Below are 16680 nucleotides of genomic sequence, written 5' to 3'. Positions count from 1 at the left end.
CTCTTATGCGTATCAAATCCGCTTTGGCGGCCGCGGCGATCGTCGCGATGGCTGCCGCGTGCGGCTCGGGTGGTGGCGGCAACGCCGCCGAGCCGGCCAAGTCCGGCGGCGCCGGTGAGCCGGTGAAGCTGAACTTCCTCAGCCTGGCCTGGCAGAAGGAGTCCGTGGCGGCCAACAAGGAGATCGTGGACGCCTGGAACAAGGCCAACCCGAACATCCAGGTCACCTACGTCCAGGGCAGCTGGGACAACGTCAACGACCAGCTGGTCACCTCCTTCGAGGGCGGCGACGCGCCGGACGTCATCCACGACGACTCGCCCGCGCTGTCCGGCTTCGCCTCGCGCGGCTACCTGCTGGACCTGAAGGACAAGCTGCCCGCCGAGCTGAAGAGCGACATCCCCCAGTCGGCGTGGGACACCGTCACCTTCGACGACGGCAAGGGCAACCAGGGCGTCTACGGCGTGCCGTTCCTGCAGGAGTCGCAGGTCATCATCGCCAACAAGAAGCTGCTCGACGCCGCGAAGGTGCGCATCCCCACTCCGGAGTCCCCCTGGACGTGGGACGAGTTCGCCGAGATCAGCAAGAAGCTGACCAAGGGCGAGGCGTTCGGGGTGGCCTGGCCGATGAAGTCGCCGGTCAACAAGACCCTCAACCTGGCGCTCAACTTCAACGGCACCTTCTTCCAGACCGGTGCGGACGGCAAGACCACGGTCAAGGTCGGCCCGGAGGAGAAGCAGGTCCTCCAGCGCATCCACGACCAGCTCCACAAGGACAAGTCGGCCGACCCCTCGGCGCTCGGCATGGGCACCGCCGATCCGCTGCCCGGCTTCTTCGCCGGCAAGTACGCGATGCTGCCCGTCGGCGTCTACCTGCGCCAGCAGGTCGTCGAGCAGGCGCCCGACGGCTTCGAGTGGGTCACCCTTCCCCCGCTGAAGGGTGAGACCGCCAACCAGGGCGCGGTCTCCCAGACCCTGTCGGTCTCGGCCGACAGCAAGCACCCCGACGAGGCCATCAAGTTCATGGCCTTCTTCCTGAACGGCCCGAACCAGGCCAAGCTCGCCAAGGGCGACTGGCTGCTGCCCACCTCGCAGCAGGCCGCCGCCGACCCGTCCATGACGACCAAGGAGAACGGCTGGGACATCGCCACCGCCTCCGCCAAGAACCTCGTCGTCGCGCCGTTCCTGAAGGTCAACGGCTTCGACGAGTGGAAGAGCAAGGTCGCCACCCCCACCCTCCAGCAGTACTTCGCCAACAAGATCTCCCTTGACGACGCGGCCAAGCAGCTCGTCGAAGAGGGGAACAAGGTGCTGGAGCGGTACTCCCAGTGAGTGTTTTGAGGGATCGCGCCCGGGGGTGTCTGCTCGGCCTCGCGGCCGGCGACGCCCTCGGCGCTCCGGCGGAGAACATGGAGCCTGCCCAGATCCGGGCGAAGTGGGGCAGGCTCACGGAGATCGAGGGCGGCGGCACCGACGACACCGAGTACGCGATCTTCGCGGCCTCGCTGCTGGTGCGCCACGGTCATGCGCTCACCAGCGACGACGTGGCCGACGCCTACCGCAGGGAGATCATCCCGGCGGTCCTCGGCCCGATGAGGGGCGCGGGCTTCTCCGAGCTCGGCACCGTCCAGGCGCTGCGCCGCGGACTCGAACCGCCCATGACCGGGATGATCCACTCGCACGGCTGGTCCGACGGGCTGGCCATGCGGGCGGCGCCGTACGGGATCTTCTGTCCCGGCGACCCGGCGGAGGCGGCGCGGCTGATCGAGCAGGACGGACTGGTCAGCGGCGAGGGTGAGGGCATCAACGGCGGCCGGGCGGTCGCGGCCGCCGTGGCGGCCGCGATGGCGGGAGCCACGCCGGACGAGGTGGTGCGGGCGGGCCTGTCGGCGATCCCCGAGGACTCGTGGACGGCCCGCACCATCACCAGGGCGCTGCCGCTCAAGGACTCGCCCGAAGGGTTGCACGAGGCCGTGGTGATCAGGCACTACCCCTGGACCGACCTCGCGCCCGAGGCCGTGGCGCTGGCGTTCGCCGCCTACCTGCACGGCGGCGGCGACGTCGAGGAGTCGGTGACCTACGCGGTGAGCCTCGGCCGCGACGCCGACACCATCGGCGCCATCGCGGGCGCCCTGGCGGGAGCCGGGCGCGGTGAGGACGGCGTGCCGGACAGGTGGGCCGAGCGCATCGGCCCGGCCACCGGCAAATGTCTGCCCGTCGTGGCGGGCAGGCACGTGCTCGACGTCGCGGATGAGCTCGCGAGACGACTGTAAGGACAGCACATGTCGGGGGACAGGATCAACGGAGCCTTCGTCGGGCTGGCCGTGGGCGACGCCGCGGGCTGGCCCGCCGCCAGGCACCGCGCGGCGCTGCACGCTCCATGGAGCAGGCGGCTGCACCGCGAGCTCGACGCCTTCGCCGAGGAGCACGGGGTCACGACGCTGCCCGTGCCGTTCGCGCTGAACCAGCCGACCGCGCCACTGGCCGTCGGACCTTCCGACGACGCCGAATGGCTGGCGTGGACGGCGCTGACGATCGCGCAGGACAGGGTGCGGGCCTTCGCCGACCTGGCCGAGCGGGACGACCTGCGGGCGCGGATCTCGGTGACGACCGCGCTCGGCAACCTGCGCGGCGGCGTGCGGCCGCCGGCCAGCGGGCACGACAACCCGCACTTCTTCGACGACGCCGCGGCCGTCAGGGCCGTGGCCTTCGGCGCCGTGGGACAGGACCCCACGCTCGACGCGCAGGTCACCAACGCGGGTGACGGCGTGCTCGGCGCCAGGGCGATGGCCGCGGCGGTGGCCGAGGCGGTCTCCGGCGGCTCGGCCGCGCTCGCGGTCGAGGCGGCGCTGGCCCAGCTGCCGGAGGACACCGCGATCGGCCACAACGCCAGGGCGGCGCTGCGGGTGGCCCGCAAGGCGGGCGGGGCCTTCGCCGCCGTGCCCGCGCTCGACGCCGAACTGATCGACCATGTCTACAGCTACGCCGTCTCCGCGGCGGTGACCGTGCCCGTCGCGCTCGCGCTGGCGGAGGTCTCCGGCGGGTCGCTGGCCGAGGCCGTGCCCGCCGCCGCGTGCCTGGCGCCGGTGGCCGACTCGGCGCCCGCGCTCACCGGGGCGCTCACGGGCGCCCTGGGCGGATACGGCGTGATACCTGAGGGGTGGGCCGCCTCCGCGCGGAGGCTGGCCGGGTGCTGCCTGCCTGAACTGGCCGGCAGGGATCTACTGGATATTTCGGAGGGAATCGCATGACGCCGCTGGAGGACAGGGCCACTGGATGCGTGGCGGGAGCGGCGGTGGGTGACGCGCTCGGCGGCGCCACCGAGGGCTGGACTCCCGAGCAGATCACCCAGCGCTACGGCGGGACGGTCGAGGGGGTCGTCCCGCCGTTCAACGCCGACTGGCGCAACGCGCGGCCCATCGCGCCGTACCACAAGGGCGACGGCCACATCACCGACGACACCCTGATGACGCACGCGCTCATCCGCGTCTACCAGAAGGCGGGCGGTCACCTCGACGCCTACTCCATGGCCGAGCACATGGTGCCCGAGATGATGGGCGCCAAGCAGTGGATCCCCGAGCTCGAGGCCGACGCGCTGCCGCTGCAGCGGGTGTTCCTGGCCGAGAAGTGGATCGTGGCGCGGCTGCACTACGGGCACGTCGACCCGCGCGAGGCGGGCGTCGGCAACATCGTCAACTGCGGGGCGGCGATGTACGTCGCGCCGGTCGGCATCGTCAACGCCGGCGACCCCGACGCCGCCTACGCCGAGGCGATCGACCTGACGGGCGCGCACCAGTCCTCCTACGGGCGCGAGGCCGCGGGCGTGATGGCCGCCGCCGTCGCCGAGGCGATGCGCCCCGGCGCCACCCCCGACTCGGTGGTGGCGACCTCGCTCAGGCTGGCCAAGGACGGCACCAGGGCCGCGATCGACGCCGTGTGCTCGAAGGCCCGCGACTTCGGCCACTGGGAGGGCTCGTTCGTGGGGCTGCGCGCCGCCATGCGGCCCTACGACACGGTCGCCGACACCTACCGCGACCAGGGGCTCGGCGCCAGGCGGCCGTCGCGCGTGCACAGCATCGAGGAGCTACCCCTCGCGCTGGCGTTCCTGCTGATCGCCAAGGGAGACGTCAGGGACACCGTGCTGGGCGGGGTCAACTACGGGCGCGACGCCGACTCGATCGCCTCCATGGGCGGGGCGATCGCGGGGGCGCTCGGCGGGCTGTCGGCCGTGCCGTCCGACTGGGTCGAGCAGATCGGCGCGGCCAGCCGTACGGACCTGCTCGCGCCGGGGCGGGCGATCGCCGAGGTCGCGCTGCGGATCCACCGCGACGACGTGGCCAGGCGCAGGGCACACGAGGACGCCTTCACCGAGCTGGCCGGCCGGTGATCAGGCTCACCTGGGCGCAGCCCGAGGACCTGGTGGGGCACGAGCTGCGCCAGGCCGCCGAGGACGGGCGCGACGTGCGGGAGATCGCGGCCCGCTGGCACGCGGCGGGCGGGCACGACGCGCCGCCCAGGGCGGGAGCGTCGGAGGCGGGCGCGCGGCGGCTGCGGCGGCTGGCGGAGGAGCTGCTCGACGAGCTGGCCACGCTGGAATCCCCGCTGGACGAGCCCACGGAGCTGGCCGACATCATCGCCTCCTGCCCGAGCTGGCCGGGTCACTCGGCGGGCGTCTTCCCGCAAAGGGAACAGCGTGCGGCCGGTCGCCCGGAGGGCGGCGCCGGCGGGGTCGGAGGCCGCTCCGGCACGGGGCGGGCCGTGCGGCCGGACTCGGCTCGCGTGCTCGGGGCGTGGCGCGGCAGGGCCGCGGGGTGCGTCCTCGGCAAGCCGGTCGAGAAGATCCCCCGCGAGGGCATCAGGCAGATCGCCGAGGCCACCGGCAACTGGCCCATCAGGGGCTGGTTCACCGCGGTGGGGCTGCCCGCCGAGATCGGCGAGCGGTGGCCGTGGAACCGGCGCAGCGCCGTCAACTCCCTCGCCGAGAACATCGACGGCATCCCCGAGGACGACGACCTCAACTACCCGCTGCTGGCTCTGTCGGTGCTCGAGCGGCGCGGGCGCGGCTTCACCACCGACGACGTGGCCCAGCTGTGGCTCGACGAGCTGCCCGCGGGCCGGACGTTCACCGCCGAGCGGGTCGCCTACCGCAACCTGCTGGCGGGGATCGAGCCGCCGGAGACCGCGACCTACCGCAACCCGTTCCGCGAGTGGATCGGCGCACTGATCAGGACCGACCTGTACGGCTGGGTCAATCCGCGCGACCCGGCGACCGCCGCCGAGTACGCCTGGCGCGACGCCCGCCTCACCCACACCGCCAACGGCGTCTACGGCGCGATGTTCGTGGCCGCCATGTGCGCCCAGTCGCTGGTCGCCACGTCGGTGAAGGAGGTGGTCGAGGCGGGCCTTTCCGTGGTCCCGCCGCGCTCCAGGCTGGCCCTGGCCGTACGGCAGGCGGTCGAGGACGCCTCGGCCCTCGCCGACTTCGAGCAGGTCATTGACCGCCTGCACGAACGGCACGGCGACCTGCACTGGGTGCACACGATCAACAACGCCGCCCTCGTCGCCGCCACCCTCGTGCACGCGCAGGGCGACTTCACCGCCTCGATCGCGGGAGCGGTCGCGGGCGGCTGGGACACCGACTCGGCGGGCGCGACGGTCGGCTCGGTCGTCGGCGCGCTGAACGGCGGCGTGCCGGAGCGCTGGAGGCTGCGCGACAGCCTGGCCACCAGCCTGACCGGGTTCGACGGCATGGCGCTGGGTGAGCTCGCCGAGCGCACGGAGAGGATGATGGAGTCATGATCTCGGTCTTCGGCAGCGCGAACATGGACCTGGTCGCCTACGTACCGTCGGCGCCCAAACTCGGAGAGACCGTCACGGGACGCGCTTTCCGCACCATCCCCGGCGGCAAGGGCGCCAACCAGGCGATCGCCGCGGCCCGCGCGGGCGGCGAGGTCGCCTTCCTCGGCGCGGTGGGCGACGACTCCTTCGGCGCCGCCTTGCGCGCCACGCTGGAGGAGGCCGGCGTAGACGTCAGGGCGCTGCGGCGGGTCGAGGGGCCGAGCGGCATCGCGCACATCGTGGTGGAGGATTCGGGTGGCAACTCGATCATCGTCGTGCCCGGCGCGAACGGCAGCGTGACCGGACCCTCAGGCGACGACCTCGCCGTGATCGACGCCTCCTCCGTGCTGCTGCTCCAGCTGGAGCTGCCCATGGCGGCCGTCGTCGGCGCCGCCAGGGCGGGCAGGGACGCGGGCGCGCAGGTGATCCTCACTCCCGCGCCCGCCCAGCCGCTGCCGGAGGAACTGCTCGACGCGGTCGACCTGATCGTCCCGAACGAGCACGAGGCGGCGGCGATCGCCGGGCTGACCGATCCGGACAAGGCGCTCGACGCGCTGCTGGAGCGGGTTCCCGAGGCGGTGATCACCCTCGGCTCCGAGGGCGCGCTGTACGGCTCGCGCGAGGGCGAGCGCCTGCGCGTGCCCGCGGTCAAGGTGAAGGCCGTCGACACGACCGCGGCGGGCGACACGTTCGTCGGCGCCCTGGCCGTGGCTCGCTCGGAGGGCCTGGCCCCCGCCGACGCCCTGCGCTTCGCCTCGGTCGCCGCGTCGATCTCGGTCCAGCGCGAAGGGGCCAGCACGTCCATGCCGGACCGTGCCGAGATCGACGCCGCCCTCACCGGGTGATCTAGCCGCGCAGGTGCCGTACGCACTCGTCGCGGTAGCGCTCGGTCAGGCTCCTGATCCGCGCGGGGTCGCCCAGCACGGCCCTCGACACTGAGGGCAGGACCGCGTGCCGTACCCCGGAGAAGAGCCTGGCCACCGCGGCGGCGGAGGCGCCCTGGGCGCCGAGGCCCGGCGACAGGACGGGGCCGCCCAGGCGGTCGAGGGGATGGCCGACCTTGTCCAGCGTCGCGCCGACGACCACTCCCACGGAGCCGAGGCCGGCCGCGCCCTCGTTGGCCGCGGCCACCCCTTCGAAGATCTGGTCGGCCACCGTCTCCTGGAGGAGGGCCGCCTCGGGGTTGGAGGTGCGGGCCAGCACGAACAGGCCGGCGTCGTTGGCGTGCGCGGTGGCGATCGTGCCCGCCAGCGAGCCGAACCCGAGGTACGGGCTGACCGTCATCGCGTCGACCGCCATGGGGCTGCCCTGCTCGAGGTAGGCCTCGGCGTAACCGGCCATCGTGGAGGCGATGTCGCCCCTCTTGGCGTCGAGGACGACCAGCGCCCCCGCCTCGCGCAGCGCGGGGATCAGCCGCTCCAGCACCGCCACGCCCCTGCTGCCCCACCGCTCGAAGAAGGCCGACTGGGGCTTGACCGCGGCGGCCACGTCGGCCACCGCCTCGGCGACGGTGAAGCTGAAGCGTTCGAGCCCCGCGGGGGAGTCGTCGAGGCCCCACGCGGTCAACAGCGCGGGACTCGGGTCGATGCCGACGCACAGCGGCCCTCGCCGCTCCATCTGCGTGCGTAACCGCACGCCGAACGGCTCGCTCATGCCGCGACTCTACTGGATGGCGCCCGCGGGGAGCTCGTCCTCGACGCTGTCGGCCGCCTTGACCAGCGCGGCGAGGGCGCGCGCCACCGTGGTGGTCTCCATGCTGGGCTGTCCCGACTCGGTGACCTGGTGCGGAGCGTACGGCACGTGCACGAACCCGCCCCTCAGGCCGGGCCGCTCGGTCGCGATCAGGTGCGCCAGGCCGTAGGCGACCTGGTTGCAGACGAACGTGCCCGCGGTGTAGGAGACCTCCGCGGGGATCCCCTCCTCCCGCACCGCCCGCGCCATGGCCTTGACCGGCAGCGTGGACAGGTAGGCGTCCGGCCCGCCCGCCACCACCGGCACGCCGTACGGCCGGCGGCCCCCGTTGTCGGGGATGCGCGCCTCGATGAGGTTGATCGCCACCTTCTCCACCGAGATCACCGCCCGCCCTCCCGCCTGTCCCGCGCACAGCACCAGCTCGGGGTCGTGCCGGTCGACGGCCTCGCGCAGCGCCGTCAGCGCGCCCGCGAACGTGCAGGGCAGCTCGGCCACGCTCACCCCCGGGACCAGCACGGCGGCGTCGTAGGAGGGGTTCGTCGTCTCCCCGCCGAAGGGCTCGAACCCGGTCAGCAGCACGCGCGTCATTCTCATCCAATCCTCAGGTGGTCTCTCTACCGTCCGAGGTATGAGTGTCGACCATGAGGGTCAGCGGGTGAGCAGGCGGGCCGTCCTCGCGGGGATCGGCGGCGTCGGGCTGAGCGCGTTGCTCGCGGCCTGCGCGGAGGGCGGCACGCCCGTCCGGGTCGCCACCTCGGCGGGTGGCACCGCCACCATCACGCCGACGACGGCCGCCACCGGCCTGGACGCGCTGTTCGAGGACGCCGGCACCTGCACGCTGACGGAGGAGACGACACAGGGGCCCTACCACTTCGACGCGGACAGGATCCGCAGCGACATCCGCGAGGACCGGCAGGGCGCGACGCTGCGGGTGGCGATCAGGGTGCAGGACGCGGGGACGTGCGCGCCGATATCCGGCGCGGTGGTGGAGATCTGGCACTGCGACGCCATGGGCCTCTACTCCGGCTTCGAGGAGCGGTCCAGGGAAGGCGGCGGCGGGGGCGGCGGCCCGTCGGACGACGAGCGCTACCTGCGCGGAGCCCAGGTCACCAACAAGGAGGGGATCGTGGAGTTCACCACGATCTATCCCGGCTGGTACCGCGGCAGGACCGTGCACATCCACGCCATGGTGCACGTCTCGGACGAGCGGGTGCTCACCACGCAGACGATGTTCGACGAGGCGGTCACCGCCGAGGTCTACGGGAGCGAGCCGTACACCGCCCACGCGGGCCGCGACACCTTCAACGACGACGACGGCATCTTCGAGCCGAGCATGGTCATGAAGACGGTGAAAGAGGCCGGCGGCTACCTGGGCGTGATCACTTTCGCGGTGCGGCCGACTGGGTAGATCAGCTGGCATGTACGAGATCGCCCAGCGTGTTCTCACGCTGCTGACCGAGCCGCCGCGCGAGGTCACCGTGGCCGTCGGCCTGCCGTACGAGGAGCCGACGGGGGAGTGGTCGTGCCCCTACCGCATCGACGGGCTCCACGGATGGGAACACGAGAGAAAGGTCTCGGGCGCGGACTCGATCCAGGCCCTGGAGATCGCGCTGACCACCGTGCGGGGCGCGCTGGAGGGCTCGCCCGAGGCCCGGGAGGGCCTGCTGGTGTGGGACGAGTTCACCTGAGCAGGCGGCGCCAGCGGGGCAGCTCGGTCACGACGGTCGCGGCGGCGAGAACCGACACGACGACCGCGGCGGCGGGCGCCCACGCCTGCCACGACGACACCACGGCCGCGACGAGCTGGAGCGCCACGAGCAGGATCGTGACGAAGCCGGGCACGGCGACGATCACGTGGCGCTTGTCGCCGGGGGTCGAGAAGAGGGTCGGGAGCCCGATCAGCGTGATCACCGACAGTACGGCCAGAGGCACGGAGTGCGGCGCCAGGGCCCACGGAGTGGCGATCCAGGCCACCAACTCGGTGGCGAACCGAAGTGCGGAGCCGATTCCGGCTTTTTCAGGCACCCGGAAACCCTACTATGTGCCGTTATGTCTGACACGAGACTGCTGGAGCTCAGGGCGCGCACCCCTCAACGCCCACCAGGACCGGAGCTGGCCCAGGTCCTCGATCTGACCAGCCCCTCGGGGCTGCGCCTGCGCCGCTACCGTCCCGTCGAACGTCCTCGCCCGCTGATGGTGTACCTGCACGGCGGCGGCTGGGTGATCGGCGGCCTGGACTCCCACGACACGACCTGCCGCAGGATCGCGCGGGAGTGCGACGTGGAGGTGCTGGCGGTGGATTACCGGCTCGCCCCCGAGCACCCCTGCCCCGCCGCGCTCGACGACGCCGTGGAGGTGCTCCGCTGGGCCAGGCCGGTCGCCGTCGCGGGGGACAGCTCGGGCGGATACCTGGCGACCATGGCCTGCCTGCGCCTGCGCGACGAGGGCTGCGCGGTGCCCGCCCTCCAGGTGCTGCTCTGCCCGAACACCGACCTCACGCTCTCCTGCGCGAGCGTCACCGACAAGGGCTCGGGCTCCGGGCTCGACGCCGAGACGCTGGCCTGGTTCGTGGCGCAGTGGGTGCCCGAGCCCGCCGCCCGCGCCGCCGCCAGCCCGCTGCTGTCACCCAACCTGTACGGCCTGCCCACCACGCTCCTGGTGACCGCCGAGAACGACGCCCTGCGCGACGAGGGCGACGCCTACGCCGCCCGGCTCGCGGAGGCGGGTGTGAAGGTGGTGCACCGGCAGGAGCCCGGCCTGGCGCACGGCTTCATCCAGGACGCCTCCGCCGAGGCCGCGGCGGCTCACGAGAGGGTCTTCTCTGACATCAGGGCGTTGATCCCGCGCTGAGGGGGCATGCCGGATAATGCCCGGCATGAGCCTCCCTCGCCTGATCGCCACCGACCTGGACGGCACGCTCCTCGACGACGAGGGATCGGTCTCCCCTCGCACCCGCCGCGCCCTGCTCCTGGCCAGGGAGGCGGGGGCCGACGTGGTGTTCGTCACCGCGCGGCCGCCGAGGAGCGTCTGGGAGCTGGCGAAGGCGGCGGGCGTCGGCGGCACCGCGATCTGCAGCAACGGCGCGATCGTCCACGACCTGGACACGCGCGAGACGCTGCGGGTCCGTGCCCTGGAGCTCGAGGCCGCGCGCGGGGTGGCGCAGACGCTCTCCGAGGCGCTGCCCGGCATCGCGTTCGCGATCGAGACGGGCTCGGGCGTGCTGTTCGAGCCGGGATACGCCAAGCACGTCGTCCAGGACGCGCCGTACCGCACGCAGGTGGAGTCGGTGTGGACGCGCGCGGAGCCGGTGGTGAAGCTGCTGGCCTGGTCCGCCGAGCACCACGCCGACGAGATGTTCACCGCGGCGACCGCGGCGGTGGACGGGCAGGCGGAGATCACCTACTCCGGCGCCGGTGGGCTGCTGGAGATCAGCGCGGCCGGCGTGACCAAGGCGGGCGCGCTGGCCGAGCTGTGCGCCGAGCGCGGCATCGACCCCCGGGACGTCGTGGCCTTCGGCGACATGCCCAACGACCTGGCCGTGCTGACCTACGCGGGCGCGGGCTACGCGATGGCCAACTCCCACCACACCGTGCTGGCCGCGGTCGAGCGGCACACCCTCTCCAACGTCGAGGACGGCGTCGCCGTGGTCCTGGAGCGCTACTTCACCTCGTGAACCCGTCCTGGGCGGCCATGACCTCCTCGGCGTGCTCGAACGCCCACGCGCCGAACGCCTCGATCGGCCCGAGCAGGGTGCGGCCCAGCTCCGTCAGCGCGTACTCCACCCTGGGCGGCGCCTCCGCGTAGGCCGTGCGGGAGACGATCCCGTTGAACTCGAGCCGGCGCAGCGTCTCGTTCAGCACCTTGGGACTGATCCCGCCGATGCGCCCGCGCAGCTCGGCCGGGCGGCTCGGCCCCTCTCGCAACGCCCAGACCACTACCGCGTTCCAGGTGTTGGCGAGCAGGTCAAAGGCCAGCCTGGCCTGACAGTCAGCGAGGAACATGCCGATACGCACCAATCGGTATCTCGTGCTTTTTCTACCTTCGTCCTTACCTACATCTTCGAGGAGGACGCATGCGTATCGGTATTCTCGGCGCGGGCGGCATGGCCGACGCTCTCGGCACCCAGTGGACCCGCGCGGGACACGAGGTGATGACCAGCGGCAGGAGCTCGGGCTCCGCCACCCAGGCCATGGGGTACGGCTCCTTCAGCCAGGCCATGGCGTACGGCGAGGCCGTGCTGCTCGCCGTCCCCGCGCACGCCGCGCTCGAGGTGGCCGACGACTCGCTGCGCGGCAAGGTGCTCATCGACTGCACCAACCCGATCCGGGACGGCGAGCTGACGGCCGACCACCCGATGGCCGAGCGGGTCGCGGCCGCCACGGGCGCGCGCGTGGTCAAGGCGTTCAACCTGTGTCATGTGGATGTCTGGCGGATGACGCCGCCCGTGTTCGGCGGCCGGCCGCTGGCCGTACCCCTGTGCGGGGACGACGAGGAGGCGTTGACGGTCGTGCGCGGGCTGGTGGCGGACCTCGGCTGCACGCCGTTCGACGGCGGCGGGCTGGCCAGGGCCGCGCTGCTGGAGGCCACGGCCGCCTTCATGATCGGACTGTGGTTCAAGGGCCTGGACGCGCAGGCGATAGCGCCGCCGCTGTGATCGCACTACACCCCTGGGTGTAGTGGCCATGACGACCGGTGGCGGATGTCGGGGTCCGCCTCCCGCACGATCCTGGACCGCATGGTCAGATACCTCACCCCCTTCAAGATCTTCGCCGCGGTCAACGTGGTCGCGGTGCTCGTCCAGGCCGTCACCGCGGGCCAGCTGCTCGGCGGTGCGGGCAGCGCGACGCACGGCATGGGCGCAGGGGCCGTCCACGCCGCAGCGCTGATCCTGCTGATCATCGGCGTGCTCATGTGGCGTCCGGGCAGGGGCCCAGGCTGGCCCGCGCTGGCCAGCCTGGCGATCCTGCTGCTGGGCTTCGCGCAGTCGGCGACCGGCGGCTCCGGCGCCGTCACCCTGCACGTGCCGCTCGGCATGGCGATCATGGGCCTCAGCGTGTGGCTGGCGGCCTGGGCGTTCACACCCTCCCATTCGGCACGCAGTGCGTCATCTTGAGCCCCGTCACGTCGCGCGGGCCGTTCTTGCCGAGCTGTGACAGCCTCCTGGTGTCCTCCTCCGTCAGCTCTGCCTCCTGCCTCATATCCGGAAGAAAGGGCGATAAAAGTCCATATGGGCTTTGACTCCAGCGGGACCCTCAGCATGCTTGCCTCATGACGGACGTACAGGTGATCATCGGCCCCGGCCTGCAGGCGGATCGGGCGCTGGTCGGAGAGGTGGCCGAGCGGGAGTTCGCGGCCCTCGGCGTGCACGGCGTGCTCACACACGCCCGCGACGCCACCGAAACCCGCGCCCTCCTCTCAGCCGCTCTCCCGGGCCATGCGGGTCGGCTCACCGATCCGCCAGAAAGACACCCGGACGCCGACACCCTCCCCGCCGCAACGCGGGCACTCCCCGGAGAACCCGGGGGCGGTGATCTCGGCCCGGCGGGCGGCCTCAGCACGGCCGTCGTGGTGGTTCCTGGGCCCTCGCGGGAGATGCGGGAGCTCATCGGCGCGGGCGGCGAGGTCGTCTGGTGCGACTTCGCCAGGGTCCGCCAGGTCGACGGCGCCTCGCACATCCACGGCAGGGGGATCGAAGGGCTGGCCTGGGCGATCAGGCACGCCGTCCACCGGGCGCGCCACCGTCCCCGCCGCATCCCGTACGGCCCGCACCCCGAGCAGTGGGGCGACCTGCACCTGCCGACCTCGACGGACTCTGCGAAGGCGGCGGTGCCGGTCGTGGCGCTCGTGCACGGCGGATACTGGCGCTCGATCTGGGCGGCCGACCTGATGGAGGCCCTCTGCGCCGACCTGACGGCCCGCGGATTCGCCGCGTGGAACCTGGAGTACCGCCGCCCCGACCTGCACGGCTGGGATGCCACCACCACCGACGTCGCCGCAGGCTTGGCCGCCCTCCCTTCGGTGGCGGCCTCCCTCAGCACCCCAACGGCACCCCCACGCCACTCCTCCGCCTCTCACCCACCAGCCCTCGGCTCTCGTCCGGCCACCCCCGGCCCGGCGGACATCCGCCCTCTCGCCTCCCCCGTCAACCCGCGCCCATCGCTCGCCCCCCACCCTTCGGACATCAACCCTCGCCCTCCGGTAACCGGTTCGCACCCGCCAGTCCGCCAATCACCTTCCTCCACCCCTGATCCTTCGGTCCCCGGCTCCGATCTTCGGGTCCCCGGCTCCGATTCTTGGGCTGCCGGTCCGGGGTCCCCTGTCTCATCGGGGCCAGGGGTGCTGCTCGATCTGGGTCGCGTCGCCGTGGTCGGCCACTCCGCGGGAGGACAGCTGGCCCTCAGGGCGGCGGCCGACGGAGCGGGAGTGGCGCTCGCCGTCTCCCTCGCCGGAGTGCTCGACCTGGTGGAGGGCGACCGGCGCCACCTCAGCTCGGGCGCCGTCGCGGCGGCGCTCGACGGCCGCGCGGGCGAGGAGCGCGGAGCCCCGCACGATCGGTACGCCTCCTCCAGCCCCCTGCTCCGTCTCCCGCTGGGCATCCCGCAACTCATCGTCCAGGGCTCGGGCGACGACCTGGACCTGATCGACTTCAGCCGCAGGTACGCCAGGGCGGCGGCGGAGGCCGGGGACGAGGTCACCTACATGGAGATGTCAGGCGACCACTTCGCGGTGATCGACCCCCGCACCCCCATCTGGCGCACCACCGCCCTCGCCATCGCAGACCACCTCACCCGCACGACCCCACCCGAGAAAACCGACCCGTCCTGACCCGCCCCTCCGTCGAGAGGGCGGGCCCTGCCGACTCGAAACCGCTCGCCCACCCCGCGGCCAACTCGACATGCCGCCGGCGCCGACTCGGGGGGACGAGGACCGGAGGGCCGTCCGGCGACGGCTCTTCCGTCGAGCCGGCCCGAAACCGTAGCGCGAGACAGGGCGGCGCCTGTCGTCGCGTGGTGGCGTTTTCGGGCGCCGCGCCGTACGAAGGAGGGGAAGGGAAGGGAGTCATCGTGGAGGTCACCATCGTCGGAGCCGGTCTGGTCGGCTGCCTGCTCGCCTGCTACCTCTCCCGGAGAGGACACGAGGTCACCCTCTACGAGCGGCGTCCCGACCCCCGAACGGCCGGAGCCGAGCGTGGCAGGTCGATCAATCTGGCCGTCTCAGAGCGCGGCATCGACGCCCTGCGCAGGCTCGGCCTGGACGAAATGGCGCTGGCGGACGCGCTGCCGATGCCGGGCAGGATGATGCACGCCACCGACGGCACCCTCACCTTCCAGCCCTACTCGGCCGACGGCGCGCACGCGATCAACTCCATCAGCCGCGCCGCGCTCAACCGCAAGCTCCTCGACGCCGCCGAGGCGCGGCCGAACGTCACGGCGAAGTTCGGCCACCGGCTGGTCGGGATCGGCCATGGCACCCTGGAGTTCGAGACCGACGCCGGCCTGGTCACCGAGAAGGGCCAGCAGGTCGTCATCGGCGCCGACGGCGCCCGCAGCGCGGTCAGGGCGAGGCTGCAGGCGATGCAGGGCACGAACTTCAGCCAGGAGTACCTCGACTACGGCTACAAGGAGCTGACGATCCCGCCCAAGCTGGGGGAGTTCGCCTTCGATCCCGGAGCGCTGCACATCTGGCCGCGGGGCCGGTCGATGATGATCGCACTGCCGAACCCGGACAAGTCGTTCACCTGCACGCTCTTCTGGCCGCACGAGGCGCTGGCCGGGCTCGATACGCCCGAGAAGATCCGCGCGCACTTCACGCAGGAGTATCCCGACGCCGCGGAGGTCATGCCGCACCTGGCCTCCGACTACGCGCGCAACCCCGTCGGCCATCTGGTGACGGTGCGCTGCGACCCGTGGCACGGCGAGGTCGGCGGCACGCTGCTCGGGCTGGTCGGCGACGCGGCCCACGCGATCGTCCCCTTCTACGGCCAGGGCGCCAACTGCGGCTTCCAGGACTGCGTCGAGCTCGACAGGTGCCTGGAGGAGACCGGAGACGACTTCGGCAGGGCGCTGGAGCTGTTCCAGCGCCGCAAGGCCGACACCGACGTCATCGCCCGCCTCGCACTGGACAACTTCGTGGAGATGCGCGACAAGGTCGGCTCCAGGGTGTTCCTGGCGCAGAAGCGGATCGAGCACGCGCTGGAGCGGGTGCTGCCCGGGCGCTACGTCTCCCGCTACGAGCTGGTCTCCTTCACCACCACCCCGTACGCCGAGGTGGAACGGCGGATCGCCCGCCAGCGCCGATGGGCAGGGGCCGCCGCGGCCGCATTGCTGGTCGCCGGGGCGATCACATGGAAGAAATCAAGATAAGTCATGATGTGAGGCGTGGTTGGCGCACTTGATCACCGCTATCGGGGCGAGCATCCGGTCCGCACCACGCTCATCCGGCCCGAGAGGCGCCCGGCCGACGGCGCCTCCGCGGGCCCCGGCACACGCCAACCCGGTCTCGCCGGATCAGCTCTGCTTGCCCATCGCCTTCCTGATGACGTCGCGGATCCGGTCCGCCATCGCGATGGGCGTCCCGACCAGCAGGTTCGCCATCGCGGTCTCGACGCCCGCGTGCGGATGCGTGGGCGCCATCGCCTCGGCCGCCTTCACCCCCGCCGCCATCGCCCTGCGCTCGGCGACGCTGGTCTCGGCGCGCAGGCGGGTGAACTCGTACCGTTCCTCCGCCCTCGCGTGGGTCAGCACGGCGGAGCGCAGTACATCCAGATTGGCCAGGAACTGCGGGTCGGCCACGCCCGCCTTCTCCATCTGGGTGAGCATGTCCTTGGCCGCGTTCTCCTCGGCCAGCCGCTCGTCCACCACCTCGTCCCCGCCGGGCAGCTTGCGCCGGGCGTAGGGGTGCACGATCTCCTCCTCAGCCGTCTCATGGACGGCCAGCAGGCGCACCAGCCTCTGGAACGGCTCGCCCCGCGCGTCCTCCGGCGCGCTCGCGACCTCGGCGAACAGGTCCCTGATCAGGGCGTGCTGCCGTAGGAGCAGGTCGACGACGTCGTTCTCGTCCATCAGCTCAGGCACCGTGTGTCGGTCGCCCATGGGCGTACTCCTCTCGAGAGGAGTCTGCGCCTACCCCTCACACGAGCAGGAACACCTCCCAC

Annotated in this window: 19 protein-coding genes; 14 read left to right on the top strand and 5 right to left on the bottom strand. The window is 72.3% G+C overall.

What is annotated here, in order from left to right; all coding sequences use genetic code 11:
* Positions 1-5 precede the first annotated feature (5 nt).
* From H4W81_RS18790 to rbsK, 6 genes are read left to right on the top strand one after another with little or no spacing between them, the layout of a single operon-like run.
* Positions 6-1328: an ABC transporter substrate-binding protein gene (locus H4W81_RS18790; protein WP_192776012.1), complete on the top strand. Its 1323-nt coding sequence runs from the start codon at positions 6-8 to the stop codon at positions 1326-1328.
* Positions 1325-2269 (top strand): ADP-ribosylglycohydrolase family protein, encoded by a 945-nt coding sequence (locus H4W81_RS18785; RefSeq protein WP_192776011.1) that lies wholly within the window; start codon positions 1325-1327, stop codon positions 2267-2269. Before H4W81_RS18790 ends, H4W81_RS18785 begins: the two co-directional genes overlap by 4 nt.
* 9 nt (positions 2270-2278) lie before the next feature.
* Positions 2279-3247: an ADP-ribosylglycohydrolase family protein gene (locus tag H4W81_RS18780; protein ID WP_192776010.1), complete on the top strand. Its 969-nt coding sequence runs from the start codon at positions 2279-2281 to the stop codon at positions 3245-3247.
* Complete coding sequence (locus H4W81_RS18775) at positions 3244-4383, top strand: ADP-ribosylglycohydrolase family protein (protein WP_192776009.1); 1140 nt, start codon at positions 3244-3246, stop codon at positions 4381-4383. The genes H4W81_RS18780 and H4W81_RS18775 overlap by 4 nt, the downstream gene beginning before the upstream one ends.
* Entirely contained in the window at positions 4380-5795 is a 1416-nt protein-coding gene (locus H4W81_RS18770) for an ADP-ribosylglycohydrolase family protein (RefSeq protein WP_192776008.1), read from the top strand. Before H4W81_RS18775 ends, H4W81_RS18770 begins: the two co-directional genes overlap by 4 nt.
* The gene (rbsK, locus tag H4W81_RS18765; RefSeq protein WP_192776007.1) at positions 5792-6679 is read left to right on the top strand and encodes a ribokinase; all 888 of its coding nucleotides are present in this window, start codon (positions 5792-5794) and stop codon (positions 6677-6679) included. Before H4W81_RS18770 ends, rbsK begins: the two co-directional genes overlap by 4 nt.
* 1 nt (position 6680) lies before the next feature.
* Here rbsK and pyrF read toward each other — a convergent pair whose 3' ends face one another.
* Positions 6681-7487: an orotidine-5'-phosphate decarboxylase gene (gene pyrF, locus H4W81_RS18760; RefSeq protein WP_192776006.1), complete on the bottom strand. Its 807-nt coding sequence runs from the start codon at positions 7485-7487 to the stop codon at positions 6681-6683.
* Between the two features lie 9 nt (positions 7488-7496).
* The gene (gene pcp / locus H4W81_RS18755; RefSeq protein WP_225958691.1) at positions 7497-8120 is read right to left on the bottom strand and encodes a pyroglutamyl-peptidase I; all 624 of its coding nucleotides are present in this window, start codon (positions 8118-8120) and stop codon (positions 7497-7499) included.
* 34 nt (positions 8121-8154) lie between these two features.
* Here pcp and H4W81_RS18750 point away from each other — a divergent pair, with 34 nt between their 5' ends.
* Both H4W81_RS18750 and H4W81_RS18745 read left to right on the top strand, forming a co-directional pair.
* Complete coding sequence (locus H4W81_RS18750) at positions 8155-8934, top strand: intradiol ring-cleavage dioxygenase (RefSeq protein ID WP_192776005.1); 780 nt, start codon at positions 8155-8157, stop codon at positions 8932-8934.
* A gap of 10 nt (positions 8935-8944) precedes the next feature.
* A complete protein-coding gene (locus H4W81_RS18745; protein WP_192776004.1) occupies positions 8945-9214 on the top strand; it encodes a DUF6968 family protein in 270 nt (89 codons plus the stop codon).
* Here the strand turns inward: H4W81_RS18745 and H4W81_RS18740 are convergent.
* Positions 9207-9551: a hypothetical protein gene (locus H4W81_RS18740; RefSeq protein WP_192776003.1), complete on the bottom strand. Its 345-nt coding sequence runs from the start codon at positions 9549-9551 to the stop codon at positions 9207-9209. The two genes, H4W81_RS18745 and H4W81_RS18740, sit on opposite strands and share 8 nt — an antisense overlap.
* Before the next feature lie 24 nt (positions 9552-9575).
* Between H4W81_RS18740 and H4W81_RS18735 the strand changes: the two genes are divergently transcribed.
* Together H4W81_RS18735 and H4W81_RS18730 are read left to right on the top strand one after the other, a co-directional pair.
* On the top strand, positions 9576-10376 hold the full coding sequence (locus H4W81_RS18735) for an alpha/beta hydrolase (RefSeq protein ID WP_192776002.1): 801 nt from the start codon (positions 9576-9578) through the stop codon (positions 10374-10376).
* 25 nt (positions 10377-10401) lie between these two features.
* Complete coding sequence (locus tag H4W81_RS18730) at positions 10402-11199, top strand: Cof-type HAD-IIB family hydrolase (protein WP_192776001.1); 798 nt, start codon at positions 10402-10404, stop codon at positions 11197-11199.
* Here H4W81_RS18730 and H4W81_RS18725 read toward each other — a convergent pair.
* A complete protein-coding gene (locus H4W81_RS18725) occupies positions 11189-11527 on the bottom strand; it encodes a winged helix-turn-helix transcriptional regulator (protein WP_192776000.1) in 339 nt (112 codons plus the stop codon). The genes H4W81_RS18730 and H4W81_RS18725 overlap by 11 nt on opposite strands.
* 71 nt (positions 11528-11598) lie before the next feature.
* Between H4W81_RS18725 and H4W81_RS18720 the strand changes: the two genes are divergently transcribed.
* The 4 genes from H4W81_RS18720 (at position 11599) to H4W81_RS18705 (ending at position 15889) form a co-directional block, all read left to right on the top strand.
* Positions 11599-12180, top strand: a complete 582-nt coding sequence (locus H4W81_RS18720; protein ID WP_192775999.1) for an NADPH-dependent F420 reductase — start codon at positions 11599-11601, stop codon at positions 12178-12180.
* Between the two features lie 81 nt (positions 12181-12261).
* Positions 12262-12639 (top strand): hypothetical protein, encoded by a 378-nt coding sequence (locus H4W81_RS18715; RefSeq protein WP_192775998.1) that lies wholly within the window; start codon positions 12262-12264, stop codon positions 12637-12639.
* Between the two features lie 155 nt (positions 12640-12794).
* Complete coding sequence (locus H4W81_RS18710) at positions 12795-14351, top strand: alpha/beta hydrolase family protein (RefSeq protein WP_192775997.1); 1557 nt, start codon at positions 12795-12797, stop codon at positions 14349-14351.
* A gap of 239 nt (positions 14352-14590) precedes the next feature.
* Positions 14591-15889, top strand: a complete 1299-nt coding sequence (locus H4W81_RS18705) for an FAD-dependent oxidoreductase (protein ID WP_318781812.1) — start codon at positions 14591-14593, stop codon at positions 15887-15889.
* A gap of 144 nt (positions 15890-16033) precedes the next feature.
* On the opposite strand, the gene H4W81_RS18700 is transcribed toward H4W81_RS18705, so the two are convergent.
* The gene (locus H4W81_RS18700) at positions 16034-16618 is read right to left on the bottom strand and encodes a hemerythrin domain-containing protein (RefSeq protein ID WP_225958690.1); all 585 of its coding nucleotides are present in this window, start codon (positions 16616-16618) and stop codon (positions 16034-16036) included.
* Positions 16619-16680 lie beyond the last annotated feature (62 nt).

The sequence above is a fragment of the Nonomuraea africana genome, assembly GCF_014873535.1.
Classification (GTDB): Bacteria; Actinomycetota; Actinomycetes; order Streptosporangiales; family Streptosporangiaceae; genus Nonomuraea; species Nonomuraea africana.
This window is presented reverse-complemented; position numbering and strand designations above follow the sequence as displayed.